Raw genomic sequence first — 25476 nt, 5'->3', positions numbered from 1 at the left:
ACATGGCCGGCAGTCCTGCCTGAGGATCGCCACCCGCTCTGCCATTGCCTTTCGGAGAAAAGTGAACTTATCTCCCCGACAAGGTAGCAGCGACAGGAAAAGGGAGGGCTGACGTCATGGCGCGCACGGTTATTATCGAAGAGGCAGGCGGCCCCGAGGCACTCAAACTCGTTGATCGCAAGGTAGGTGAACCGGGACCGGGCGAAATCCGCATTCGGCACAAGGCCTGCGGTCTGAATTTCATCGATGTTTATCAGCGCACCGGTCTCTATCCGCTTACCCTGCCGCATGCGCTGGGAATGGAGGCCGCAGGTGTTGTCGAGGCCGTGGGCGAGGGCGTCACCCATCTCAAGGAAGGCGACCGCGCCGCCTATGCCGCGACCCCGCCGGGGGCCTATTGCGAGGCGCGGGTCATGCCCGCTGCACAGGTCTGCCCGCTGCCGGATGGCATTTCGTTCGAGGACGCGGCTTCGATCATGTTGCAGGGGATGACGGTCGAATATCTTTTTCACCGGGTTTGGCCACTGGAGACAGGGCAGACCGTGCTCTTTCATGCCGCCGCCGGCGGCGTGGGCCTTCTGGCCTGTCAGTGGGCGCGCTCTGAGGGGATCAGGTTGATCGGAACTGCGGGAACAGACGAGAAATGTCAGCTTGCACTCGATAACGGCGCCTCGGCCTGCATCAACTATCGCGACAAGGATTTCGTGGCCGAGGTCAAGGCGCTGACCGATGGCGTAGGTGTCGATGTGGTGATGGACGGCGTCGGCAAGGATACGTTCGAGCGCTCGCTTGATTGTCTCAAGCCGCTCGGGATGATGATGTCCTTCGGGAATGCCTCGGGTCCGGTCGAGCCGGTGAGCCTTTTGACGCTCGCTGCCAAGGGATCGCTGAAACTTACGCGGACCACGCTGTTCACCTTCCTTGCCGATCATGCGCGCTGTCAGAACATGGCGCAGCATCTCTTCGACAAGGTCGAGAGCGGGGCGATCAACGTCAATATCGGGCAGACCTTTCCGCTCGAGGAGATCACCGAGGCGCATCGCGCGCTCGAAGGGCGGCTAACCACCGGATCGACGATCCTGACGCTTTGATTGAACCGTGCTGAGATCAATGCCGATCCGACGTTGCGGCTGGAAGGGATGGTGCCCGGGTGTCAGCTCGCCCGGCACCTCCCAAATCTTCGATAACATTCTGTAAGATATGGTGAGTATGCTGCGCCCGCTCGTGATCATGTTACGGGTTGGAAACCATTTGTTACATAAACTGCAAGATGTTGCCGATGTCTTTTGGCGGCAATATCGGAGGGTTTAGGCATGCGCCCACGGCGCGCGATGCTGGGTGTTGGGCGGGGCTGTCGGGTGTTGTCCTGAACGGTGCCGTTATGGCCCGCCATGCGGATTTCCATCGCAACTGGACGCGGCTTTGACGGTGGCGGCGCAGGGCCTGATGGTCACTGGCAATTTTACAAGATTGCCCCTGCTTTGGTGGTCCCGGGAAGCCGCCTGTTGAGCCGGATTAAGTAACTGTAATATAATACAATATATGATTTCTTTGTGGCGGGGTATACTACTGGAAACACGCGTTTCGCGGGTCACGCTGATGGTGCCGCACGCGGTGGAAAGGTGCATGATCCGGTGGGCCAGGGGGCATCAGGTTTGCGTTTCGGGGGCGTGGTCGTGGCATTCGCATGCGCCCGCTCGGAAGGCGGAGCAGCGGCCGACAGTTCGGCACCGTGCCCGATCGCCTGCTGCGTGCTGGTTTCGCGGCTTTTTCGTGACGCGCCCGGCCCGATTGAGCCCGTTGGCCCTGACTTGACCTGAAACCTCGGCTTGTGCCAGTAGAACGCCACATGCGATACACTTGGTGTTATGACGTGAGAACCGAAGATATTCGGAAACCAAACAAGGATAATTGAGATGCAGGCGACAGGCAGTTCGCACGCCCTCGCTTTGCGACGGGCAGACTTCCCGACTCTGAAAGAGGCACTCGACTATGCCGCGCAGGGGACGACCGGCGTCAACTTCTACAACGCCAGGGGCGAAGTCTATGCCAGTTCGACATATGCCGACCTTCAGCAAGACGCCATCGCGCTTGCGCGTCGCCTGCTGGGACTGGGCCTAGAGCCCGGAGCGCGGGTCGCGCTCGTTGCAGAGACGTCACTGCATTTCGTGCGGTTTTTCTGGGCCTGCCAATATGCCGGGCTGGTGCCCGTGCCGCTGCCTGCCACGATGCATATCGGTGGTCACGCGGGCTATGTTGCACAACTGCGCGGCCTGATCGAGAATTGCGGCGCTTCGGTGGCGATGGCCCCCGCGGAATGGATGCCATTCCTCGAAGAAGCGAAGGCCGATATCGACCTGACCTTTGTCGGCACGCCCGAAGATTATGATGAGTTGGTTTCGGCCTCGCAGGACCTGCCAGAGATCGCCCCCGACAGTATCGCCTATATCCAGTACACATCAGGTAGCACCCGTTTCCCGCGTGGTGTCGTGATTGATCAGGCCACCGTGCTGGCGAATATCCAGGACATGTCGACCCACGGCCTGAAGATGACACCCGAGGATCGGTTCGGTTCGTGGCTGCCATTCTATCATGACATGGGCCTTGTCGCCTTCATCATGATGCCGATGGCGACGCAACGGTCGGTGGATTTTCTTGGCACCCAGGATTTCGCGATGCGGCCGCGCAAGTGGTTGGAAATGATGTCGGCCAACCGCACCACGATCACCTCCGGCCCTCCGTTCGGCTATGATCTGGCCGCGATGCGGGTGCGCCCGAGCGATGCTGAAAAGTGGGACCTGAGCGCGCTGCGCGTTGCCTGCGTGGGCGCCGAGATGATCAATCCCGAGCCGCTGCAACGCTTTGCAGAGGCGCTGGCGCCTGCCGGGTTCAAGTCGACCGCGTTCCTGCCGTGCTACGGCATGGCCGAATGCTCGCTTGGTATCAGCTTTGCCGGGTTGGATGAGGAACTCAAGATCGACTACGTCGATGCCGAGAACATGCAGCATGAGAATGTGGCAGAGCCTCTCAACCCCGAAGCGGCTCTGAAGGAAAAGCGCCGCGTCGCGCGCTACGTCGATTGTGGCGCATTGCTGCCCAGCTTCGACATCGCGATCCGCGACGAGGATGGCAACGACCTGCCCGAGCGTCGTGCCGGTGTTGTCCACCTGCGCGGCCCCAGCGTGATGAGCCGCTACTTCCGCGAAGAGGCGATGACGCGCGAGACGCTGAGCGCGGATGGTTGGCTCAATACCGGGGACATCGGGTACATGGCCGATGGCCGTCTGTTCGTGACCGGGCGCAAGAAGGACATGATCATCATTCATGGCCGCAATATCTGGCCAGAGGATCTGGAATACATCGCCAAGACGCAGCCCGGTGTGAACTACACCGACGCCGCCGCGTTCTCGGTGCCGTCGGAGAAGGATCAGCAGGAGACCGCTGTTCTTGTGGTGCAATGCCGCGAGCGTGACGAGATCAAGCGCGCGCGTCTGGTCAAGACCATCGCGTCGCTGGTGCGTTCGGAATACGGGATCGACTGCATCATCGAACTGGTTCCCACCCGCACCTTGCCACGTACCTCGTCGGGCAAGCTGGCGCGGGCGCGGGCGCGGCTCGATTTCCTTGGGCGGCGACGTGCAGCGGGAGTGGAGGTCAAACCCGAGGCCATCGACACCGCGCCGGTGGATCACGACAGGGCACCGATCCGTAATATCGCATGAGCACAGCCGTTGCCGTGACCGGTGCGTCAGGCTTTGTCGGGCAGGCCCTTGTCGCACATCTGCTTGCGTGCGGGCGTCCGGTCAGGGCGCTGGTGCACCGGCAAGCTATTGCGATCAGTCACCCTGATCTGGTGACCGTGACAGGGGGGCTTTCTGACGCGGCGGCGCTCGGAGATCTTATGGATGGGGCCGGTTCGATCATCCATCTCGCCGGGCGTGTACGTGGCCGCGATGACGCGGATTTCATGCCCGTCAACGCCGAGGGCGTCGCGCGTGTTGCCAGCGTGGCGCGGGAAAGTTCATCAGTCGCGCGCTTTGTCCTGGTCTCGTCATTAGCCGCGCGTGAGCCCGCGCTGTCCCCCTATGCGGCAAGCAAGCGGGCGGGCGAGGCGATGCTGGCAGAGGTCGCCGAAGGCAGTGAGCTGCGCTGCGCGGTTCTGCGCCCCCCAGCGATCTACGGACCCGGCGACAAAGAGCTTTTGCCGCTCTTGCAATTGATGGCGCGTGGGGTCGTGCCGATGCCGGGGGTCGTGGGGGCGCGTGCCTCGCTCTTGCATGTCAACGACCTGGCGAACGCCGCGGTCAAACTTCTGGACAGCCCGGCGCAGGGTACTTATGAACTCCACGATGGTCACGATGCCGGATACAGCTGGGAAGAGATCGCGACGATCGTCGAGAGCGTGGCAGGTCGGGGTCGCGGCTGGCACCTGAAGCTGCCCGAGGGCGTACTGCGATCCGTTGCCGCGATAAATCTGCTAGCGGCCCGTCTCTTCGGCTACCTGCCGATGATGACGCCCGGCAAGATCAACGAGCTTCGTCACCCTGACTGGGTGTGCGACAACACGGAAATAACACTGGCCACCGGCTGGCAGCCGAATATCTCTCTGCAGGACGGTCTGTCTCCGCTCTTGCCGGGACGCACTGTGAAACCCTTGTGAAGGTAAATCGAATGTCACATGAGACCCAAGACCTAGACCAGGAAATCATGCAGACGCTGCTGACGCATCTGGCGCGGTTTCCCACCAAATCGGACGAGCTGAACGCACAGACCGACCTTGCCGCTGACATGAACATCGACTCGGTCAACATGATGGAGCTGCTGATGGAAATCGAGGACACGTTCGACGTCAGCTTTCCGTTGAACATGATGGCCAACGTCAATACGGTTCAGGATCTTGCCAATCAAATCAAGCAACTGGTTGAGAACAGACCATGAGTATTTCAGACCGCTTCGCCGAACTTGCGCATATTCGGGATTCGCTGGGGGCCGTCGAGGCCGATCCCAGCAGGATCGTCATGGAAAAGATCCTGTCGCCTACCGAGGCGCTGATCGCGGGTAAGCGCACAATCCTTGTGGGTACCAACAACTATCTTGGCCTGACCTTCGAGCCCGAGTTGCTCGATGCAGCCTGCGCCGCGATGCATGAGCAGGGCAGCGGCACCACCGGGTCGCGCATGGCCAATGGCAGCTTTGCCGGTCACGCGGCGCTGGAACGCGACTTCGCGGAGTTCTACGACGTGCCGTCGGCGATGATCTTCTCGACCGGTTACCAGACCAATCTGGGCCTCTTGATGGCCATCCTGCGCCCGGGCGACAAGGTCGTGCTCGATAGTCACAGCCATGCCTGTATTTATGACGGTTGCCGGATCAGCGGCGCCGATTTCCTCGCGTTCCGGCACAATGACCCCGAAGACCTGCGCAAGCGCCTGCGCCGTCTTGGCGGCGACGCCGAGGGTGCGCTGGTCATCGCCGAGGGTCTTTACAGCATGCTGGGCGATATTGCCCCGCTGGCCGATCTGTGTGCCGTGGCCAAGGAATACGGCGCATGGTTCATGGTCGATGAGGCGCATTCCTTCGGCGTTTACGGCGAAAGAGGCCTTGGCCTTTGCGAAGAGGCGGGCATTCTCGATCAGGTCGATTTCATCACCGGCACGTTCAGCAAGAGCCTCGCCTCGCTCGGTGGTTTCTGTGTGAGCCGCCACCCCGAGATGCAGCTTTTGCGGTATGGCAGCCGCCCCTATATCTTCACCGCGTCGTCAAGCCCGGCCAATATCGCCGCCGCCGACGCCGCGTTGCGCGCGATCCGCACCCGCCCCGAGATCAAGGACAAGCTCTGGGCCAATGCCAATCGGCTCTATGATGGGCTCAAGGGGCTGGGCTATGAGCTTGCCTCGACCGTCAGCCCGGTGATCGCGGTGCGCGTGCCCTCCAAGGAAGAGGGCGCGCGGCTCTGGAACGCGCTGCTCGACGAGGGGGTCTATGTCAACCTGGTCCTGCCGCCCGCAGCGCCGGACTCTGCGGCACTCTTGCGGTGCAGCCTGAGCGCCGCGCACAGCTTTGAGCAGATCGACGCCATTCTGAGCGCGTTCAAAGCGGCCAGTGCCGGATCGGACAGAGCCGTCGGCGCAAGCGCGCATTAGGCATCCGGCCCGCGCGCCCGGCGCGCGGGACCCGTTTCGGAAATGGTGGCGATGGCAATGCAGGGACCCGAAAGCAACACACCCGCAGGGGTGACGCTCGCGCATATTTCGGACCCGCATCTGCCTTTGCCGGTGACGGTGCCGTTGCGCGAGGTGCTGAACAAGCGCCTTCTCGGGCTGCTGTCCTGGCGCACCAAGCGGCACCGCCGCCACCGCCCCGAAATCCTGGCGCGTCTCATCGCGGATATGCAGGAGCATGCGCCGGATCTGGTCATGGTCAGCGGTGATCTGACCAATCTCGGCCTCGATAGCGAGTATCGCGCGGCGCGGCACTGGCTGGACGCCTTGGGCGATCCGGCCCGCGTGATGACGATTCCCGGCAATCACGAGGCGCTGGTGACCGGGTCCTGGGACAAGGGCGCCGCGCAATGGCAGCCCTATTGGCAAGGCGATGCCGCACCTGAAAGCGCCGATGTGACATGCGCCTTTCCGGTGTTGCGCCGCCGTGGTGCGCTTGCTCTGATCGGCATATCCAGCGCGGTGGTGTCGCCGCCGGGGTTCGCTGTTGGAGAGGTGGGGGTCGCACAACGTGACCGACTTGCCGCGCTCCTGCGCCAGACGCGGGAGGAGGGATTGTTTCGCCTGATGATGATCCATCATCCGCCGCTTCTGGGTACGGTGTCACCGCGCAAGCACCTGCGCGATCACGTGGAGTTCTGCGCGCTGCTTGAGCGTGAAGGTGTCGAGATGGTCCTGCATGGCCATAGCCACCGCAGCCATCACCAGAGCTTGCCCACGCGCGACGGACCGGCCCCGGTGATCGGCGTGCCGTCGGCCTCGTCGATGCATCACGAACCGGCAGCCTACAACCTCTACCGGATCACGCAGAGCGCTGACGGTTGGGAGGTCGAATTGAGCGCCCGGCACGTGGGCGCGGATCAGCGCATGGAGACAGGTCGATGTGCCACCATGGCAATCGCACGCGGGCACGCAGGATGAGGCGTGACGCGCGGTTTCATGCCCCGCGCAGGCGCGTGAAAGTGGCGGTCGCTTTGATCTCGTGTTACCGACGCGCAAGACTGGCGCACCGCGTGCGTCAGATGTCCGGCCAATTGACGAAAGACCACCCATGCGCCTGATGATCGATCTCTTTCGCGCCTATCCGATGGCCAGTTTTCTCATGGTCCTGGCGCTGTTCTTTTCCGGTCTGGCCGAGGGGCTGGGCCTCTCGGCGCTGCTTCCGATGCTCAAGATCGCACTCTATTCCGGCGAAGACGCGGCGACAGCCGAGCCGCCGGGCGAATTGGAACAGGCGGTCATGGACATCATGATATGGCTGGGCATTCCGGTCACGCTCGGCGCGTTGCTGATCGTGATCGTGGTCGCCGCCTTCTTCAAGGCGATTCTGCTTTTGGTGGCACAGCGTCAGGTCGGCTACACCGCCGCGCAGATCGCCACCGATCTGCGGCTGGAAACCCTGCGCAACATGATGCGTAGCCGTTGGCGTTTTTTTCTGCATCAGCCTGCGGGCAGGCTAACCAATGCGCTGGCAACAGAGGCGCAACGCTCGGCCGACGCCTATATGTATGGGGCGACTGCGCTGACGTTTCTCATTCAGGCGCTGGTATATGGCACCGTCGCCGTTCTGGTGTCCTGGGAGGCGACGCTGCTGGGGCTGGTTGGCGGGACGGTGATCATCTGGCTGTCGCATTTCCTGGTACGCGTGACCCGCAAGGCGGGCAAGAAGCAGACCGATCTGATGGTGTCGCTGATGTCGCATCTGACAGATACGCTGCAATCGGTGAAGCCACTCAAGGCGATGGCGCGCGAGAACCTCGCCGATCAGCTTTTGCATCACGAGACCAACCGCCTCAACAAGGCATTGCGCCGTCAGGTTCTGGCAAGTGCAGGGCTCAATTCCGGGCAGGACCTGATGTTCGTGATCGTCATCGCCTTCGGGATTTACATGGCGTTGGGTGTGCTTTCCATGGAGTTTGCAACGGTGCTCATTCTTGCGGTGACATTGGGGCGGGCCTTCAATTTCATCGGAAAGGTTCAAAAGCAGTACCAGAAGCTTGCGCAGAGCGAGAGCGCGTATTGGTCTTTGATGGAAACCAACCGCCGCGCGCAGGAAGAGCTGGAACATCTGGGCGGGCATGTGGCACCGGCTCTGAAATCAGGTCTCGTGCTGCGCGACATCGGCTTTTCCTACGATGGGCACCCGGTGATTTCCGGCCTCGATCTTGATATTCCCGCACACCAGATGACGACGCTCGTGGGGCCCTCGGGATCGGGCAAGACCACGATCGTCGACCTTGTGATCGGGCTCTTGCGGCCCGACGCAGGCGAGATCACCGTTGATGGCGTTCCGTTTCAGCAGATTGATCTCAAGGCCTGGCGGCGGATGGTGGGATACGTGCCGCAAGAGACGGTGCTGCTGCACGATACGATCGCTCACAACGTCACGCTTGGTGATCCAGAGGCGACGCAGGCGCGTGTTGAAGAGGTTTTGAAAAAGGCCGGGGCCTGGGGCTTCGTCAGCGACCTGCCCGAGGGGGTTCACACCGTGGTCGGGGAACGGGGCGGGCGGCTTTCCGGCGGGCAGCGGCAGCGCATCGCAATCGCGCGGGCCCTGATCAATGACCCGAAGCTGCTGATCCTGGATGAGGCGACAAGCGCACTCGACGTCGAAAGCGAGGCGGCCATCATCGAGACGCTACGCGCCTTGCGGGATCAGTTGACGATCCTCGCCATCACCCATAACAGCCGCCTTTCGGATGCCGCCGATATCGTGCATCAGTTAGAGCCCGGGGGCGACTTCAAAGCTGGCTGATGCGTTCCGCGCGGTGACTTTCTCCGGGCGTGCCGGACGGCTCGGTTTCCATAAGCTGACCGATGCGGGCAATGGCGCGTTCCATATCGCTTGGCGGCGGAGTATGCTGTGGCGCCCTCGGTGCCGGGTCTCCCAGCCAGCCCATGCGGCCGGACTGCACCAACCGCAGGTGCATCTGGCTGATGTCGCGTGACAGGTGCTGCCAGCCCCACCGCATCAGGGCACGATAGGCCAATGGGCCAAGTGCCAGGTCGGGGCGATCTCTGTCATCTCGGGCCAGGGTTTGTGCGCGCTCCGTCTCGCCAAGGGCCAGCGCCATGTCGCGGCGCATGCTCAAGTGTCCTGCGCCCGGATCGAACATATGGACGGGTTTGCCTGTGGCATAGGCCTCTGACAGCATCGAGATGCTGTCTGCCGTGACGATGATCTCGTCCGCGAGGGCCAGAAAACCCAGATAGGGATTGTCGGGGTCACCCGGTTGCCAGCGATAGAGTTGCATCGGTACCTCGGACTGAGCGGCAAAGGCGGCAATGGCCGGGGCCGGTGTCCGTGCGCTCGAGCTGATCAGAAGCGATGCACCGCGTTGTCGCGCCAGGGCCAGGGTGTCGCGCACTAGCCGCTCTGCGGCGCGCGGGCCAAAAGCATAAGGCCCGCTGGTGCCGCCGATGTTCACCGTCAGATAGGGGCGCGGAAGATGTGACAGGGCCGGACCCCAGCGGGCTGCGGCCTTGGCCATTGGTCCGGGACCCAGAGGGTGTAGCGGCAGGGCATTCCGCAAGACGTTGGGCCGATCCGGCACACGGTATTGCGGAGTGGTAATCACCAGGTCGAACTGTTCAGGGTCAGACCAGAGACGGCCGAGAAAGACCAGCCGCGTGCGCCCACCCGACTGGTCGCGTATCCAGCGCGCGACCGGTTCGTTACGCATGCCCATCGAGAGCACGAGATCGGGCCAGGGAGGCGCGAGCGCGTCGGAATTTGCGCGGTCCACGCCGCGCAGGTCGCTGCCGCGCAACAGGTTGGTCCGCATCTCGAACTTGCGATAGCGCAGGGTCTTTATCTCATAGGGCCAGCCCAGCCCCTCAGCGAGCGCGCGCAACTGCGTCTTTTCGCCGGAGCGGTGGGAGTCCACGACCCAGACGCGCGGGGGGCTTTCCTGCTTATACATCGGGGGATTGGGGCACGACGGCGGCCTTGGGCCAGCGCCGTTTCATGCACAGCCATTGGTCGGGATACTCGCTGATCCAGGCCTCGAACCGCTGGTTGAGTTGATGGGTGAGATCAATGATCTGCTCTGCACGCGGGGCTTGTGGGTTGCGCGGCGAGAGCGGGGCCTCGACTTCGATCAGGAACCGCCAGTTTGGCAAACGCACCGTGCGAATGGGCAGCAAGGTATAGCCGCGCATGGCCAGCATTGCGGGCAGGGTGCTGGTCGGGGTGGGGATGTCGAAAAACGGCACCATCTCCCCCTGATCGATCCGGGTATCAAACGCCGCGCCGACCGAGTTTCCGGCGGCCAGTTCGCGCAGGAAAGTGCGTGCGCCGCCAGCACTTGGCACCATCGGGCCACCAAATGCGCGCCGCCTGGCGAGAAAGAAACGGTGCAGCCAAGGGTTGGCTTCCTGTGTGTAGATTACCGAGATGGCCAATTCGTGCTCGCGACCGATCAGGTTGCAGAGCTGCCAAGCGCCGACATGTGCGGTGGCAAAGATAATCGCCTCTTTCCGGGCGATGATGTCCTGTGCCTCTGGATGAATCGAGAATTCAAGATAGTGCGCTCGCCGCCGCCAAATCCGTCCGAGCAGGAACAGTTCGGCTGCCGCGAGTCCGGTGACGCGAAATATCCGCCGTACCACGGTCTCGCGCTCGCGCTCGCGGGTCTGTGGCAGAACTACGGACACGTTGCGTCGCACCACGCGGCGCTTTTGAGCATTCCGGTAGCCAAAGCTGCCAAGAAAACGTCCGAATATCGTCGCGACGACCGGAAACGGCAACGCTTTGGCAAATCCCAGAAGCATATAGAATGCCGCCGCCTCAACCAGCCAGATCGGCGTCTGCACCCAGTTAAACCGGTTCACCAGCCCTTTGGGCAACAGATAGTTCTTGGCCATCGACAGACCCCAACCCGGAGCGGCGGTATGGAGAAGAGAGAGGCGGGCGGGCCCTAGCCTCTGTTCGGTTTCTCCGGCTTGGACGGGTAGGTGTTGAACACCCAGTCCCAGAACGGGGTGCTGACCCCGTAGCGCCCGTCATCATCCGAGAAGTGATGCCGCATGTGGTAGTGCTTGAGGAACTTCAGCAGTGGATGCCGCATCGGAAAGTGATGCGTCGCATAGTGGATATAGTCGTAGATCAGGTAACCGATGATGAAGAACCCGGTAAAGGGCTCGGCCCAGGGGTAGGGCAGGACCAGCCAGAACATCAGGTAAAGCACGGCGATGATCGGCAACGCACCGGCGGGCGGCATGAGCAGGCGCGTCTTGTCCTGCGGCGTGTCGTGATGCACTCCGTGGAACAGGTAGATGAACCGTCGGCCCAGATCGGTCTTTGGCTCGAAATGGAACAGGTAGCGATGCAGCAGGTATTCAGCCAGTGTCCAGGTCAAAAGCCCCGCAACCCCGATCACCGCCATACCTGCAAGACCGATCTGATGAACCGTCACCGCGCGCACCAGAAGCCAGATCGCGACGGGTCCCCAGACCAGAAGCGGGACAATCGGGTGAACATGGCTCAGTTTCTCGAGGATCGGATTCTTGAACAGGCGCACCGACTCGTCGACGCGGTGGGTGCGACTCGGTTGATGGTTCGACATTGTGAAACTCCAGTTATTCGGCTGCTCTGCGCACTTCCGTATATATGTCTGTTTTAGCTTGGAGAACAGCAGATGGCCAGATTTTGCTGGTGCAAAGCCATTCGCCGGGGCGGGCTGTGATCCACTGTTCAAATTTGTCGTTGACCTGATGCGCAAGGTCAACGGCCTGATCGTCGCGATCGGCCTCCGGATCGCGGGGGTGCAGGGGCGCGTGAAAGCGCACGCGAAACCTGGCACTGGGCAGACGCATGGCCTGAACGGGCACCAAAGGCACGCCGAAACGAAGGGCAAGACGCGCGGGCAGGATGGACGATTCCTTGTCTTCGCCGAAGAGCGGGATCTGTTTGCCACCCTCTATACGCCTGTCCGTGATGATAATCGGCGATTTTCCGGCTTTGAGCGCATCGAGGAACCCCCGCAGCCCCGCGTCACGCGAGATCAGCTCACAGCCGAGCGCGTTGCGATAGCTGCGCATCTTGCGGTCAAGCCATGGGTTCGAGAGCGGTGCATACATCGCGCAGGACGGGATGCCCATCCGGGTGATCGCGGCACCGATCACCTCCCAATTGGCCAGATGCGCAGCCACGAAGACCACCGGCCGGCCGGGGGGCTGATCGGCGGAGATATGCTCATCGCCCTCGATTTCGAGCCGGTCACGGCGCGGATCCCCGAAGGCGGGAAGATTGGGGTATTCGGCCATCACCGCGCCTGCGTTCTCCCAGACCTCCTGCGCCAGCAGGTCAATCTCGGCCGGCGACTTTTCGGGTAGGGCGAGCGACAGGTTGGCGCGAATGTGCCGGGTCCGTTGCTTGGCGATCTTGCCGAAGATGCGACCGACGCGGGCCCCGAGCGCAGACCCCCAGGTCACGGGCAGCACTCGGAAAAGCCCCAGAACCGCGCCCACGAAAACGAGATCGGCGAACCACAGGATGTTGCGCGCGAGTGCGTTGTTGAACGCTGTGTTCCGATGTGCATTTCCGAGGATGAATTTGGCCAAGGAGACTCGACTTCTTCTTTTTCAAAGTGGATAGTTGCGCCGTTATTTGAGGTTGGGTGCGGGAATTGCAAGCAGTTTCCAAGGTTTGTCTGTCCGGTTCCAGTGCAGGAATGCTGGCCTGTGCGCAATGCGACCTCAACGTGTCCCGGACCATATCGTGGACGACTATGATAGTACCTTTTGTCGGCCTGTCGTGCAAATGCGCGTAAGGTCACAGTCACTGCAAGAAAGGCCCCCCATGTCATCCGACACGTCTGATCGCGATCAGATTACTCTCGTCGAGGCCAAGAGCCGTCAGACGGTAAATGACTTCCTGCACCTGCCAGAGCGGATTTACGCCGGTGATGCTGCTTGGGTGGCACCACTGATGTTCGAGCAAAAGCAGCGCGTGTTCGAAAACAAGCCGCTTTTCGCCCATTGCGAGGTCGCCGCCTGGGTGGCTTACCGCGACGGCACGCCCGTTGGGCGGATCACCGCGCAACTCGATCAGATGCAGCCCGAGGACGAGGCGGGCAAGATCGGCTATTTCGGCATGCTTGAGGCGATCGACGAGAGCGCTGTCTTCGATGCGCTGTTCGAGACGGCACAGGACTGGCTGCGCGCGCGGGGCGCGGCCTCGGTGCGGGGCCCCTACAATCTCTCGATCAACGAGGATCTTGGCCTTCTGGTCGATAATTTCGAAGATCCGCCGTTCATCATGATGGGCCATGCGCCAAGGTATTATTCCGGGCGGGTGGAGGAGCAGGGCTTCGAGGCGGTCAAGGACCTGCTTACCTACAAGGTGCGCCCCGATTTCGTGGCCCCTGATGTGATGCAGAAACTGGCCACCCGCGCCAGCCGGACCGTGAAGATCCGCACGCTTGACCGCAAGAACAGGGCCGCCGATTTCGAGGCCATGCGTGATATGTTCAACGATGCGTGGTCGGACAACTGGGGTTTCGTGCCCTTCACCCACGAGGAATTCGAAGAAACCGCCAAGGTATTGTCTCTGCTCTTGCCCGACGATTTCATTCAGATCGCCGAGATCGAGGGACGCCCGGTCGCCTTTATCACCGCGTTCCCGAACATCAATGAGTTGATCGGCGATCTGCGTGGCAGACTGCTGCCGTTTGGCTGGGCGAAACTGCTGTGGCGGATCAAGGTCAGGGGCGCGCGCAGCGCCCGGGTCGCGCTGATGGGCGTGCGCAAGGAATACCAGTATTCGCGGCTTGGTCCGACACTCGCCTTTCTGGTCATTGACGCGGTGCGCAAGGCGATGGTGAAACGGAACGTCACATCCGTCGAAATGGGCTGGGTTCTGGAAGACAATGATGGCATGCGCCATATCATTGAGGCGGTCGGCAGTACGATCTACAAGCGGTATCGCGTCTACCAGAAAACCTTGTAGGTCGACCGAGAGCAGACCAAGATCGCAGCCGCTATGAAAGTGAGACCGTGAAAGACTTTACCTCCGTAATTCTAGCCGGTGAGAGAGCCGACCGTGATCCGCTGCGCGATGAAACCGGTGTCGCCTGCAAGGCGTTGCTCGATATAGATGGAACCATCATGATCCGGCGTGTGATCAACGCGTTGGACGATGCGGTGTCCATTGGCTCGATCCATCTGAGTGGCCCCACCGAGGCCTGCGTCAAAAGCGATGCCGGGCTTGTCGACCTCATCGACGAGAAGCGCATCGACTGGACCCCGCCCGGCCCCTCGCCAAGCACCAGCGCCTATGACATGCTGGGCCGGTTCCCAGAATCCCAACCGGTTCTGATCACCACCGCTGATCATCCGCTGCTGACCGGCGAGATCGTCGATCATTTCTGCCGCGACAGCGCGCAATCGGGCTGCGACGTTGTCGTCGGTCTCGCCCCGTATGATCTGGTCCGCCAGACCTATCCCGATCTCAAAAAGACCGTTCTGAGATTCCGGGATGGTGGGTATTGTGGCTGCAATCTCTTTGCCTTTCTGACTGAAGACGGACGGCGTGTGGCAGATTTCTGGCGGCAGGTCGAAAAGGACCGCAAGAAGCCGTTGGTGGTCATTCGCCTGTTGGGGCTTTGGGCGCTGTTGCGCTACAAGATGGGGTGGCTGAGCCTCGATGCGGCGCTCGCCGGTCTGTCGCGCCGGGTCGGGCTGCGCATCGGCGTGGTGATCCTGCCCTATGCGCATGCCTCGGTGGATGTGGATTCGGTGTCGGATTACCTGCTGGTGCAGCGCTACAGCAAGGAAGCGTCGGCGCGTGGAGCAGAGCCGGAAACGGGCGCGGGTTGATCGGTTCGTGGTGCGTGCCGGTGGGAATATTGGCCTGGAGCAGACGTTAGAGTTCAGCCCCAATGCGCGGAATCAAGGTGCCGCAGGCACCGCCGCGCAGCGCCCGACCGCCCCCTCGGGCGGGCGCTTTTGCAACGTTTCAAGCCATTGAAAACGCGGGAGTGTTGGCTGGCATAAAGTGCGATCCACATAGGTTGCTGCGCCCACCCGGCGGTCGGGCACGGCACGGCTTGTCTTTGAAACCGCCAACGGCAGTTCCAGATCAACATCGCAAACAAATGCGCCTCCGCCTGCCCCTGACCGCTCGAGTCAGGAGGCGTTGTAGCCAAAGGACGGGTCCAGCGCGTCATCGACCATCGCATCGACAATCTTCACTTGCTCAGGCGTGAAATAGTCGCGATAGCCGCCGACCTTGCCGCGCCGGACCTTGAAGGAATCGGGGTTCGCCGTGTCGCCGGGTTTGACCCGCTGACCGCTGCCGCGCATGCCGTCCTTCTTGGCCTCGCGCTTTTTCATGTTCTCGTAATCGGCATACTCGCGTGCGGCCTCGATATGCTCGGGGCTGCCCTCGGTCCCGGTAAAGGCCACGACCTGTCGCAAAACTTCCGCAGGGTCGCGACGCAGATCCTCGTAGCGGACAAGCAACACGTCATCACCCAATGCCGGCATCGAGCGGGCCCAGGTGTTGAACGCCTCGACGATGCGGGGAATACCGCAATCGCGATTGCAGACGAAATCGAAAATATCGACATCCGTTCCATGGGCCGGATAGGCGTTCAGGGCCTTCTTGCGCGGGCGCATGCGGTAGCGCCACTGGAAATACTGCGACACCGCCACGTCGCGCGGATCACGCACCAGCAGGACCAGTTTGCGCCCCTTGTAATAATCCAGATTGTTCCATGCGCCGAGATAGTCGCGGATGTAGTTGTTATGGCTGAACAGGACCTTGGGGGCCTTCGGATTCAGCTGATGGAAATTGTCGAACTCCAGCATGTAATCGGTGTCGAGCCCGAAATGCAGTTGGTAGAACCGTGACAGCATCACCCGGAACCACGTGCGCCCGCTCTTGCCCCATGACACGAGCGCCCAGTCGGCCTCTTGCAGGTAGGCATATTCCTGTTTGCCGCGCAGGCGGCGTTCCAACGCGATCTTTTTGGCCTTGGGCAGAAAGAACAAGGCGGTGAGGATCAGGTGGCGCGTGGCAACGGCCGATGCCTCGCGATAGGAGACGTTGAACATGGGCGGGCAATCTGGTCTTGGGTCAGGGTTTCGTACCCTGCTCTTAGAGGGTATCGCTCCGGGTTTGTATGGGTAATTTTGCGCGTGGCTGTTTCAGGCTGAAATTTGTGGCATTGACCGCGCAACAGGGCAGGATGGCGGGCATGATCCGCATAGAGCGAAAACGAGAGAGATTTTGGACAAGGACGGGACGGTGAAACCGGCAAAGGTCTGGTGCCTGCTGGGGCGCAAGGCGGGCGACAACACGCAGGTGTTGGCGCTGGCCGAGGCATTGGAATGGCCGTTCGAGGAGAAACGTATTTTCGCGCGCAGTTGGGAATTGCTGCCACACCTGCTGTTGGGGCCGACGCTGATGGGGATCGACCGGCAGGCGTCGAGCCCCCTTAGCGCCCCTTGGCCGGATCTGGTGATCAGCGCCGGGCGTCGCAACGAGCCGGTCGCGCGCTGGATCAGGCGACAAGCAGGCGGCGGCGTGCGGCTGGTGCATGTTGGGCGTCCCTGGGCTCCGCCTGACTGCTACGATCTGATTGTCGGCACGCCGCAGTATTTCCTTGAGCCTGCGCCCAACATCCTGGTCAATCCGCTGCCGATGCACCGGTTTACCCGTGCGCGCGTCGATGACGCCGCACAACTGGCAAGGCCGATGCTCGCGCAACTGCCGCGTCCCTTCACCACGGTGCTGATCGGGGGCGATAGCGGGCCGTTCGTTTTCACCCCTGCCAAGGTGCGCCGCCTGGCGGAGGGGGTTAACCGGCTGGTCGGCGCAAGCGGGGGGGCGGCCCTTGTCACCGGCAGCCCGCGCACGCCACCTGCCGTGGCGCAGGCGTTTTGCGACGCGCTCCACGTGCCTGCGCAAACCTATTGGTGGCATGAACGCGTGGGCTCAGAGGAGAACCCCTATTCCGCCTTTCTGGGTCTTGCGGATCGGTTTGTCGTCACCGGCGAAAGCATGTCGATGCTGGCCGAGGCGGCAAGCCTTGGGCGGCCGCTTTATATCTTCGATCCCGGTGATTCGCCGGGCAGTTGGTGGAGCCATCCCCATAATTTCCGGCACAAGCCGCTGAGCCATGCGCTGGCGATGGGCCTTGCGCCGGTGCGGATGCGGCGGGATATTTCGCGCATTCAGGATGCATTGGTGCGCGACGGGCGGGCGCGCTGGCTGGATGAGGCGCCAAAACTGGTGGCGCAGGGCGAGGGATGGACAAAAGAAATGCGCCCCGACCCATCGGGCGGAGCGCAAGACGCGAGCGAGAGAATTCGCGCGCTGTTTTGATCGGCGCGGGCCTGGGCCCGCACCCATGTCTTGATCAGGCCGCCTTGGCAAGATTACCGGTGCTCAGCGGATGCGCGGTGCCTGCGGGCAGGTCTGGCACATTCTTGAGAATCTCAAGCGCATCGTGGCGGACGTGGTTTTCTTCCATTTCCTTGCGCAGGAACTCTTCGGTGAGCTTGCCCTCTTCGACGCATTCCTTGACCAAGCCCCAGAAGAAGTTCTCCTGGTTCTTGTCGGGATGCTCCTTGTAATTGCCCATCAGGCCGTATTCGCCAAAGATCTTGCGACGCATACGAAGCACCCACGCCGCTGGCGGGAATAGGCGGAATTTCTCTGCGGGGCGCCAATCGACCGGCAGGCCGGTCTTCCACGGCTGGGTCTTGCGGCGGGTGGTGTGTAGCATCTTGGTGTCGGTGTTGAACTTGTCGAAATCGTTCCACTCGTTCTCGATGAATTCGATCTTGCTGGGGTCTTCGTTACGCAGACCGATCCAGCGCGAATAGTCATGATCACCGTCGAACATCGCGTTGAACTGTTCTTCGACCTTCCAGTGGGTCAGCTGGGCGCAGTCGAGCAGCATCACCGAGCTGGCGTAGGCCTTGTCGATCAGGCCCTTGGTGCCCGAGCGCATGCGCGCCATGATCGCATTGCCCTTCATGTCACGGTTCAGCAGTTCCCAGATATCGGCACAGGCGAACACGTCGGGATCGATGACCACGGCGCGGCCTTCGTAGCCCATCAGTTCGGGCGGCATGAAGCGGGTGGGGGTAAAAGATTGCAGGTCTTCGTTCAGCCAAACCCGCTTGACCCCGTCGCGCATGTATTCTTGGCCTTCGCGGGCCAGGAAGAACGGGTAATCCCGGCTGTTGACGATATGCACCTCGAACTTGTCGTTGTTGGTGGAATAGCGGCGCAGCGCGTGCTCGGCGGCAATCGCGCCGACGATCTGCTTGTGGTTTGACTGGATGAATACGGCGTGTTTCATGATGTGTATCCGCAACCTCGATTTTGTTTTTTCTGCGGCGCTCTATACAGGAGAATTCCGGCAGACGCCATGTCTCAGGAACACAATTGAACACCTTACTGTTTTGATCTGGATCACGTAAAAGCCGAAAAACGTCGTGAAACTGTCATTGTGTTTCAGTTTGTGCGCGGATTCTTGCGTGGGCCTTGCGGCAAACGCGGGGTCAGCGAAAAACACCCCGGGCATAAAGCTGGCGCATGAAGCCCCAGATATGGATCAGCGGGCGGCGGCGGACCTTGTCGGGTATCACCACCTCTTGCCCGGAATGGCGCGACAGTTTCCAGGCGAGGTAATCGAGCCCGCCTTCGAAGGTGAACAGCCCCTTGATCAGCCTCGCCACCGAGAGCGCCTTGCCCTGCACCCGCCGCAGTGCCCAGAGCATCGGGGCAAGGCGGCGGGCGCGGCGGCTTGCGTAGCTGCGATAGTGCAGGGTGCCGTCGTCGTTCCCAATCTGCAAGAGCCCACCGAGACGCGGCTCGAGGCACTGGGTCAGCGCCTCAAAGAAGGCCTGCCCATGCCCGGCGAGTTCGGCGGCGCGGCCCTGACGTTCGGCGCGCAGTTCTGTGCCATAGCTGAGTGCCAGCGCCCCTCGCCACAGGTCCGACAGTCGTCCCTCGGGTGGCAGCGCCGGGATGGCGCGGCGCAGCAGGGTTTCGCCCGCACGCAGGAAGGCCGCGTGCAGCCGGGCGCGGGTGGCGGGGCTGTCGCACCAGACCGGTTTCACGGGCTGCGCAAAGCGTCCCCAGAGATAGGAATGAAACCAGCCCGGACCGGTGCCGCGTTCGAATTGCGCGAGGCTGAGCACGGCGTATTTGCAACGCACGGTCTGATCCCCCAGAGGGGTTTCGAGGTAATAGACATTGGGCGGCAGGATACGCCCGCCAAGCCGCAGCCAGAGCCGGGGTTCGGCGCGCGGCGTGTTCTCGACCAGCACATAGAAATCGACGAGCCCATCCAGAAGGTCGGTGCTGCGCAGGCAGGAGCCGTAGAGGATGACCGCCTGAAGCCCGTCGCCGAAGCGCTCTTGCAGCGCCGTCACCAGCACGCGCAGGGCGGCGGAGGTCTCAAGATCGGGGCCGTCCGGGGTGGGATACTCTGCCGGTGTCTGCTGGCCAGTCATGGGATGCGCGTGCCTTGCATGGAAAATCACCTGCCCTCTATAGGCCCGGGGCGGGCTGGCAAACAAGCGCCGCGCCCTAGCGTGGACGCAGAAAGCGCAATGGTCCCTCGGCGGTGATCACGAGCGGGACATCGGGGCCGGAGCTGGCGAACAGCTCTCCGTCGAGATTGAGTTCCCCCTCGAAGCGGAGCGCAATCTGCCCGGCGCGAAAGCTCTCATAGCCGTTTTCCGCCGTCACATGGCGGTTCGGATGCCCGCGCAGCACCGACGGGAAGGCGCGGGCAAAGCGCGCGGCGCCGCCACGGATCGTGGTGAGGCCGATGGGGGCCTTTTCGCTGGACCAGAAGGGTCGGATGCCAAGAAACAGCCGTTCGAGCGTGCTGGCCACGAGGATCAGCATCGGGGCTTCGTCGCGGCTGACCTGCGCGCCGCCCGCGCCGGTCATCCGCATGCGCACATGGGTCGGCTGGTAGAACTTCGGGTCCTGACGGATCAGCCCCCAGACCGAGCGGATAAGGATCATCCCGAGACTGATCTCGCCGCCTAGGCCGCGCGAATGCACCTCGCTATGGGCGAATTTCGTGGCCTGCATGATCGCCCCGGTTCCCATGAACATGCCGTAGCGCACCTGCCCGTCGGCGGCCCCGTCGACGCGCATGATGTGACGCTCGCGGATATCGCCGTCGAGCGGCGCGCCCCGGTCAAGCCAGGCAAAGAACCGCTTGAGCGCACGGCGATGCGAGGACGCGGTGCCGATATCGCCCGCCGTCATGTTGGCGGTGCCGCCGGGCAGCACGATGATCAGGGGCAGGCGATCGGGGACCCAGTGATCGAGGATCATGCCAAGCGCCGCCGCGATGGTGCCGTCGCCGCCATTGATGACCACCACGTCGGGTTGCATTGCCGCAAGGTCCGGCACCAGCGCCTCGGCCTCTTGCGGGGAGCGGGTGACATGGTGGCGGACATGGTCGTAGCGGGCGAGGCGCTCCTCGATTCGGGTCTGCCATTTGCGGTTGTTGCCGCTGGTCGGGTTGCTGATGACGCAGATGTTGGGATGGGTCATGTCACACCCCGCGCAAGAGCGGGTCGATCCGGGCGAGGATGCGGGTCACGTCATCCGCGCTGGCCGTCGGGATCGGCTGATCGGTCGGGGTGTCCGCCTCGGCGTCACCGGCCCAACTGGCCAGACCGCGATCAATGAGGATCTGGTGAAACCGTGGGAAATGCCGCGTCTGTTGCATCAACCTCAGATGATAGAGCCCGCGCGCCATGGCAAGGCGAGCCGCCTCGGCGGGGTGACCGGCGCGTGCCGGTTGGAACATCCACGCCGCGAGCCGCCGCCGCGCATCGTCGAGCCGCCCCAGCCAGCCGAAGGGCAGCGGCAGGATTTCGAGCGGCTTGCCAAGCCGGGCCACTTCGACCTGCATGGAGATGCTGTCGCCGGTCACGACGAACCGGTCGCCGAGGGCCAGAAGGCCGGTATAGGGGTTCTCGCCCTCGGGGCGGGCCCAGTCGAACACGCGAAGGGTGTCGGGAAATCCGTCTTGCAGACGATCCAGAAACCCTGACGGCGTGCGCCGCGAGCCGACGAGATAGGGTGTGCCGCCTCGCGCCAGAACCTGCGCGATGCGTTTGCGCAGGCGGGTCTCGGCCTCGGAGTTGTAGACATAGGGGCTGGTCGGCCCGCCGATCAGGAATGCAACCAAAGGCCGGGGCAGGGGGGCAAGCGTATCCTGCCATTCGACACGCCCCGCTTCGAGCCGGTCGGCCCCGATCTGCATCAGCGGCAGGTCGATCTGCATGACGTTGTCAAAGGGCGGCGGCAGGGTTTCGGAACTGGTGATGACGAGGTCGAACTGAGACATGTAATGCGACAGCCAGCCCGCGGGCTTGCCCAGAAGCACGATGCGCGTGCGCCCGCCGGATTGCCGTTTGATCCAGAGCGCGACATTGGACGGGCGGCGCCCGCGCGTAAGGATCAGGTCGGGCCAGGGCGGTTCCAGCGGGTCGCTGCGCGCGCGGTCGATATGGTGCAGGGTGGGCGCGACGCGCGGCTTACCCTTGACGTATTCCGGCAGCATTTCCAAATGGCGCAGCTCTGACGTCCAGCCGCGTGTCTGTTCCAGCGCCTCTGCGATCACGTCAACCTGACTGTTATCGCCCTTCTTGTCGCCCAGAACCCGCCAGATGCGAGGGGATGCTTCGGAAGGCGTCATTTTGCCTTGCTGTCGGCTGTGGCGTCCGCGTCGTAGCGATAGACGGGGTCGAGGGTCTTGGCCGTAAGCCCGTTGATCGCCTCGATCTGGTCGTCCTCGAAATAATCGCGAAAGCCGCCGACCTTGGCGCGACGGGTCTTGTAGCTGTCGGGATTGCTCTTGTCGCCGGGGGCCAAGCGCGTGCCGCTCATGCGGAAGCTGCTCTCGGCCTCTTTTTTCTTCATGTTCTCGAACGAGGCGTAATCCACCGCCTCTTGTATACGCGCGGCATCGGCGGGGATGTCGAGGAATTCGGCCACCTGCGTCAGGGTCTCGTGCGGGTTGGCGCGCATGTCCTCGTAGCGGATCACCGAAAGTGCGCGCAGATTGTCACGCTCGCGGGCCCAGATGTTCATGAAGTCGATGACCTTGGGCAAGCCGCCACCTTCGTGCATGACAAAATCATAAACGGATCTGTCATCCCCGTCCGGTGGATATTCATTCAAAAGCTTCTTTTCGGGCCGCTGGCGAAAACGCCATTGAAAGAACTGAGATACCGCGACATCACGCGGGTCGCGCACCATCAAGAGCACCTTCTTGTCGTAGAAATCGACCTTGCTGTCGGTATGGCCGGTATAGTCGCCGATATAGTTGTCATGGGTGAAGAACAGCCGAGGCACACGGCGATCCATGTTATGAAAATTGTCAAACCCGATTAGCGTGTCCTCAGGCAGATCATAGACCTGCTGATAGAGGCGCGAGACCATCACGCGCAGCCAGGTTCGACCGCTTTTGCCGAAAGACACCACCACGGCGTCGGCTTTTTGAAGACTGCGGTACTGCTCGCGACCGCGCTGATAACGCTCGGCGCGGATGCGCTCGGCCTGATCCGCTCCGGTGAGGTCGAGCCTGAGCTTGAGTAGGCGGCGGGTCGCCTTGCGCCAGACAACCTTGCTGGCCTCTGGAAAGCTGGCGCGAAGAATTCGTATCGTGTCGTTCATTTGCTGATCAAGAGGCGGACTGGGTTCGGGGTCCGGTCCGCGATCTTGCCTTTTGCGTGCCATCCAACTCGTGTCGCGACAATCCCTTGGCCGTCCGGGTCGGGCATGTCACGTAGGGCCACTGGCCTGTTCGGTTTCACCGCGTCCATCCGGCCGGGCATTGTCTTGGAGTGGGGATTACTCATTTCACCACGGATTTGCCACCGCAAAAGAATAACGGTTTCATCCTGACATGCATCGTGAACGTCGTAATGCCCCCTCCCAACGCCAGAGTGCGCCGGGGCGAGGGGCATGGGTCGCGGACGTGGCGGGCGCTAGCGTCCCTGATGCGCCACATACGCCTCTGCATCGGTCAGCGAGAACCGCCCGAAATAAGCCTCTGGCCCGATCTCCACGAGATCGACATCCATGTATTTTTTCAAGATCTCGTCGTAGTGCTCGAACAGGGTGTTGTTCGTCGGGTCGAGGTTCTCGATGCAGCCGAGGCCGGTCGCCTCGGCGTTGAGAACGTTGATCTCGAGGTCGGGTCGGTAGTCCAGCAGGGCTGCGATCACCTTCCAGACATCGCCCGTCCAGGGACGTTTGAGCACGTTGGTGTAATCTGTGTCGCGCGTTGTCATGGCGGCGTTGTAGGGGCTGACGTCATGCAGGCAGACGAGGCCACCCGGTTTCATGTTCCGTTCGCAATTCATGAAATCCCGCAGGGCGAATTCGAAATGGTGCAAGCCGTCGACGAATGCGAGATCCGGGGTGATGGCGTTGCGGGACAGGAACTCCCCCCCGAAGAAATCATCGCTGCTTTGCTGAAAGAACATCATCTGCTGCGCGGTGTTGAACGTGTCGTGCTCGACCTTGAACTCGATATCGATCGCGATGTAATTGCACGGACACAAGGACAGGGAGCGTCCGTCGCGCGAGCCAATTTCGAGATACCACTCGGGCGCGCGGAGCTTGAACAGGTTCTCCAGCACCTTGCGATAATGCGTGCCGGTGTTCTCGCCGAACCCGGCTTCCTTGTGACGCCCCGGTTTCTTTTTCTTGAAAAGTGCCATTTACCCTATCCCGAATTCCTTGAGTGCTGTGCTCAGCTGTTGCGCGAGCGCCTTGGGTGATACCCGCGTCTTTACCGTCTGCATGATCGATTGCGCCCTGAGCCAATCCGCATCGCCATAGCTGTGTTTTGCCCGCTCGATCATTGACAGGACTTCGTCCGGTCTGTCGCCGTCAACCAGAAACGGATAGTCGGACCCGAGGAATTCCTCAACATCCTCGGTGCGCCGGTGCGCGATGACATTGGCCCCGCAGGCCGCCGCCGTAAAGCCCTTGGTGAAGGGTTTCGATGAAAGCGGGGCGGCGATGTCCTGGTTTCTGATGCAATAGTGCAGGTTGTAACCCGCGAGGCGTGGCAGCACCGCCTGCATCTCGTCGGATTCGGATATCTCGATCACATCCATGGTTTTCTCGATCCCTGCCTTGAGGTTCGCGTTTCGCGGGTCGCCAAAATAGACCATTCGCGCATGATCCAATTCGCGCGGCGTGAAGTTTTCGAGCCGCAGATCATAGCTGTGCAAGAGCAGCATCGGCTCACCTTTGAATCGAGGATTTTCCTTTTTGTGGCGTCGTAGCTTTTCCAGCTGGGCATATGAGCTGCAGAACTGGATGTCGGCATAGAGCCGGGAGGTCACGCCATGATCGTTATCGACCTGGTCAAAGCAGATCAGGCTGCCGCGCTGGCGTAACCACCAGACCGTGCTGGCGAACAACTTGTTGATGGCGGCCTTGGAGAACACAAAAATCGTATGCCGGGCCTGGCGTTTGGCCCAGAGCAACTGTTTGAACGGTGAATTGCCATCCGGCATCTCAAGCACGTCTATGTCGAAGCGATCCTCGAGATAGGGCCGGATCATCGCGCTAAGTTGGAAGCAGCGCATGAAAGTCGAGCCCTGCGACTCTTTTCCTGACCTGTACACAAATCGTATTGATGGTTTCGTTTGCATCTATTTAATCATCATCGGCTACCACAGCTTCATTCGTTTTGTCCCCGCATGTCCTCATCAGGTCGGGTCGTAGGGTGCAGGCCCGTAGGTGGCGCATGATCCCGTGGATCATTTCAATACTCGCTAGGTCTGGATTTCGGGTCCTAGCCAGGCCGCACATAGCGCTCATAAAGCGTAATCAGCGGTGTTTCGACATCAAAATCGTGTGGCTGCCCATCAATTCGGCGAAACGCCGCAGTAGGTTGCGCGCCTTTGGCGCGTCTTTCAGGTCAATTTCTGCAAGTCTTCACACGGGCTTGTGGTCTGCCCCCACTGAGTGGTCCAGTTTAAATGTTAGTGCATGGTCGGCCTTTGGTCTATGGGAACGATGCTTTCGGGCGCTGGTGGGCGGTATCCCAGAGCGCTGTGCGGTCTGACTGTGTTGTAGTGGCGGCGCCACTTCTCGGTCAGAATCTGGGCCTCGCGTAGCGAGTAGAAGACCTCACCGTTCAGAAGCTCATCCCGGAACCTGGCATTGAAGCTTTCGCAGTAGCCGTTCTCCCACGGAGATCCTGGCGCAATAAAGGCCGTCTTGGCGCCCACCGCG

The 25476-nt window shown here is 61.7% G+C and carries 23 protein-coding genes; 10 read left to right on the top strand and 13 right to left on the bottom strand.

What is annotated here, in order from left to right:
* Positions 1-116: 116 nt before the first annotated feature.
* The 7 genes from BMX04_RS10945 to BMX04_RS10915 all read left to right on the top strand — a co-directional run bounded on the left by BMX04_RS10945 (position 117) and on the right by BMX04_RS10915 (position 8976).
* Positions 117-1091, top strand: coding sequence for a quinone oxidoreductase family protein (locus BMX04_RS10945; RefSeq protein WP_050661452.1), 975 nt, complete (start codon positions 117-119; stop codon positions 1089-1091).
* An 825-nt stretch (positions 1092-1916) separates the two neighbouring features.
* Positions 1917-3722 (top strand): fatty acyl-AMP ligase, encoded by a 1806-nt coding sequence (locus BMX04_RS10940; RefSeq protein ID WP_050661451.1) that lies wholly within the window; start codon positions 1917-1919, stop codon positions 3720-3722.
* Positions 3719-4660, top strand: a complete 942-nt coding sequence (locus BMX04_RS10935; RefSeq protein WP_074786395.1) for an NAD-dependent epimerase/dehydratase family protein — start codon at positions 3719-3721, stop codon at positions 4658-4660. Before BMX04_RS10940 ends, BMX04_RS10935 begins: the two co-directional genes overlap by 4 nt.
* Positions 4661-4671: 11 nt before the next feature.
* Positions 4672-4938: an acyl carrier protein gene (locus tag BMX04_RS10930; RefSeq protein ID WP_050661450.1), complete on the top strand. Its 267-nt coding sequence runs from the start codon at positions 4672-4674 to the stop codon at positions 4936-4938.
* Entirely contained in the window at positions 4935-6143 is a 1209-nt protein-coding gene (gene spt, locus BMX04_RS10925) for a serine palmitoyltransferase (protein WP_050661449.1), read from the top strand. The genes BMX04_RS10930 and spt overlap by 4 nt, the downstream gene beginning before the upstream one ends.
* A gap of 51 nt (positions 6144-6194) precedes the next feature.
* Positions 6195-7142, top strand: coding sequence for a metallophosphoesterase family protein (locus tag BMX04_RS10920; RefSeq protein WP_235575666.1), 948 nt, complete (start codon positions 6195-6197; stop codon positions 7140-7142).
* Between the two features lie 130 nt (positions 7143-7272).
* Positions 7273-8976, top strand: a complete 1704-nt coding sequence (locus BMX04_RS10915; protein WP_050661447.1) for an ABC transporter ATP-binding protein — start codon at positions 7273-7275, stop codon at positions 8974-8976.
* Here the strand turns inward: BMX04_RS10915 and BMX04_RS10910 are convergent.
* Genes BMX04_RS10910 through BMX04_RS10895 form a run of 4 tightly spaced genes read right to left on the bottom strand, consistent with a single transcriptional unit; the run spans position 8963 to position 12785 of the window.
* Entirely contained in the window at positions 8963-10144 is a 1182-nt protein-coding gene (locus BMX04_RS10910) for a mitochondrial fission ELM1 family protein (RefSeq protein ID WP_074786392.1), read from the bottom strand. The genes BMX04_RS10915 and BMX04_RS10910 overlap by 14 nt on opposite strands.
* Positions 10137-11087: a lysophospholipid acyltransferase family protein gene (locus tag BMX04_RS10905; RefSeq protein WP_050661446.1), complete on the bottom strand. Its 951-nt coding sequence runs from the start codon at positions 11085-11087 to the stop codon at positions 10137-10139. The genes BMX04_RS10910 and BMX04_RS10905 overlap by 8 nt, the downstream gene beginning before the upstream one ends.
* A gap of 53 nt (positions 11088-11140) precedes the next feature.
* On the bottom strand, positions 11141-11788 hold the full coding sequence (locus tag BMX04_RS10900) for a sterol desaturase family protein (RefSeq protein ID WP_050661445.1): 648 nt from the start codon (positions 11786-11788) through the stop codon (positions 11141-11143).
* Positions 11789-11801: 13 nt separating this feature from the next.
* The gene (locus BMX04_RS10895; protein ID WP_074786389.1) at positions 11802-12785 is read right to left on the bottom strand and encodes a lysophospholipid acyltransferase family protein; all 984 of its coding nucleotides are present in this window, start codon (positions 12783-12785) and stop codon (positions 11802-11804) included.
* Between the two features lie 238 nt (positions 12786-13023).
* Here BMX04_RS10895 and BMX04_RS10890 point away from each other — a divergent pair, with 238 nt between their 5' ends.
* Both BMX04_RS10890 and BMX04_RS10885 read left to right on the top strand, forming a co-directional pair.
* Positions 13024-14172 carry an N-acetyltransferase gene (locus tag BMX04_RS10890; RefSeq protein ID WP_074786386.1) on the top strand — a complete coding sequence of 383 codons (1149 nt, stop codon included), beginning with the start codon at positions 13024-13026 and terminating at the stop codon, positions 14170-14172.
* Between the two features lie 47 nt (positions 14173-14219).
* On the top strand, positions 14220-15041 hold the full coding sequence (locus tag BMX04_RS10885; RefSeq protein ID WP_074786383.1) for a nucleotidyltransferase family protein: 822 nt from the start codon (positions 14220-14222) through the stop codon (positions 15039-15041).
* A gap of 309 nt (positions 15042-15350) precedes the next feature.
* Here the strand turns inward: BMX04_RS10885 and BMX04_RS10880 are convergent, their stop codons facing one another.
* Complete coding sequence (locus BMX04_RS10880) at positions 15351-16280, bottom strand: sulfotransferase domain-containing protein (RefSeq protein ID WP_074786380.1); 930 nt, start codon at positions 16278-16280, stop codon at positions 15351-15353.
* A gap of 193 nt (positions 16281-16473) precedes the next feature.
* On the opposite strand from BMX04_RS10880, the gene BMX04_RS10875 reads away from it, so the two are divergent.
* Positions 16474-17553, top strand: coding sequence for a mitochondrial fission ELM1 family protein (locus BMX04_RS10875; RefSeq protein WP_244888524.1), 1080 nt, complete (start codon positions 16474-16476; stop codon positions 17551-17553).
* A 34-nt stretch (positions 17554-17587) separates the two neighbouring features.
* Here the strand turns inward: BMX04_RS10875 and BMX04_RS10870 are convergent, their stop codons facing one another.
* From BMX04_RS10870 to BMX04_RS10835, 8 genes are all read right to left on the bottom strand, one after another.
* Positions 17588-18538 carry a hypothetical protein gene (locus BMX04_RS10870; RefSeq protein WP_050661440.1) on the bottom strand — a complete coding sequence of 317 codons (951 nt, stop codon included), beginning with the start codon at positions 18536-18538 and terminating at the stop codon, positions 17588-17590.
* A 202-nt stretch (positions 18539-18740) separates the two neighbouring features.
* Positions 18741-19697, bottom strand: a complete 957-nt coding sequence (locus tag BMX04_RS10865; RefSeq protein ID WP_074786378.1) for a hypothetical protein — start codon at positions 19695-19697, stop codon at positions 18741-18743.
* A 76-nt stretch (positions 19698-19773) separates the two neighbouring features.
* Complete coding sequence (locus BMX04_RS10860; RefSeq protein ID WP_074786375.1) at positions 19774-20760, bottom strand: diacylglycerol/lipid kinase family protein; 987 nt, start codon at positions 20758-20760, stop codon at positions 19774-19776.
* Between the two features lies 1 nt (position 20761).
* Positions 20762-21913 carry a mitochondrial fission ELM1 family protein gene (locus BMX04_RS10855; protein WP_074786372.1) on the bottom strand — a complete coding sequence of 384 codons (1152 nt, stop codon included), beginning with the start codon at positions 21911-21913 and terminating at the stop codon, positions 20762-20764.
* Positions 21910-22893 (bottom strand): sulfotransferase domain-containing protein, encoded by a 984-nt coding sequence (locus BMX04_RS10850; protein ID WP_074786369.1) that lies wholly within the window; start codon positions 22891-22893, stop codon positions 21910-21912. Before BMX04_RS10850 ends, BMX04_RS10855 begins: the two co-directional genes overlap by 4 nt.
* 314 nt (positions 22894-23207) lie before the next feature.
* Positions 23208-23945 (bottom strand): class I SAM-dependent methyltransferase, encoded by a 738-nt coding sequence (locus tag BMX04_RS10845; protein ID WP_074786366.1) that lies wholly within the window; start codon positions 23943-23945, stop codon positions 23208-23210.
* The gene (locus BMX04_RS10840) at positions 23946-24890 is read right to left on the bottom strand and encodes a hypothetical protein (protein WP_139194538.1); all 945 of its coding nucleotides are present in this window, start codon (positions 24888-24890) and stop codon (positions 23946-23948) included.
* A 333-nt stretch (positions 24891-25223) separates the two neighbouring features.
* The coding region (locus BMX04_RS10835) for an integrase core domain-containing protein (RefSeq protein WP_139194537.1) at positions 25224-25476 on the bottom strand (253 nt) is incomplete at its 5' end.

Origin of the sequence: Roseovarius tolerans (genome assembly GCF_900109855.1) — a bacterium.
Lineage (GTDB): Bacteria > Pseudomonadota > Alphaproteobacteria > Rhodobacterales > Rhodobacteraceae > Roseovarius > Roseovarius tolerans.
This window is presented reverse-complemented; position numbering and strand designations above follow the sequence as displayed.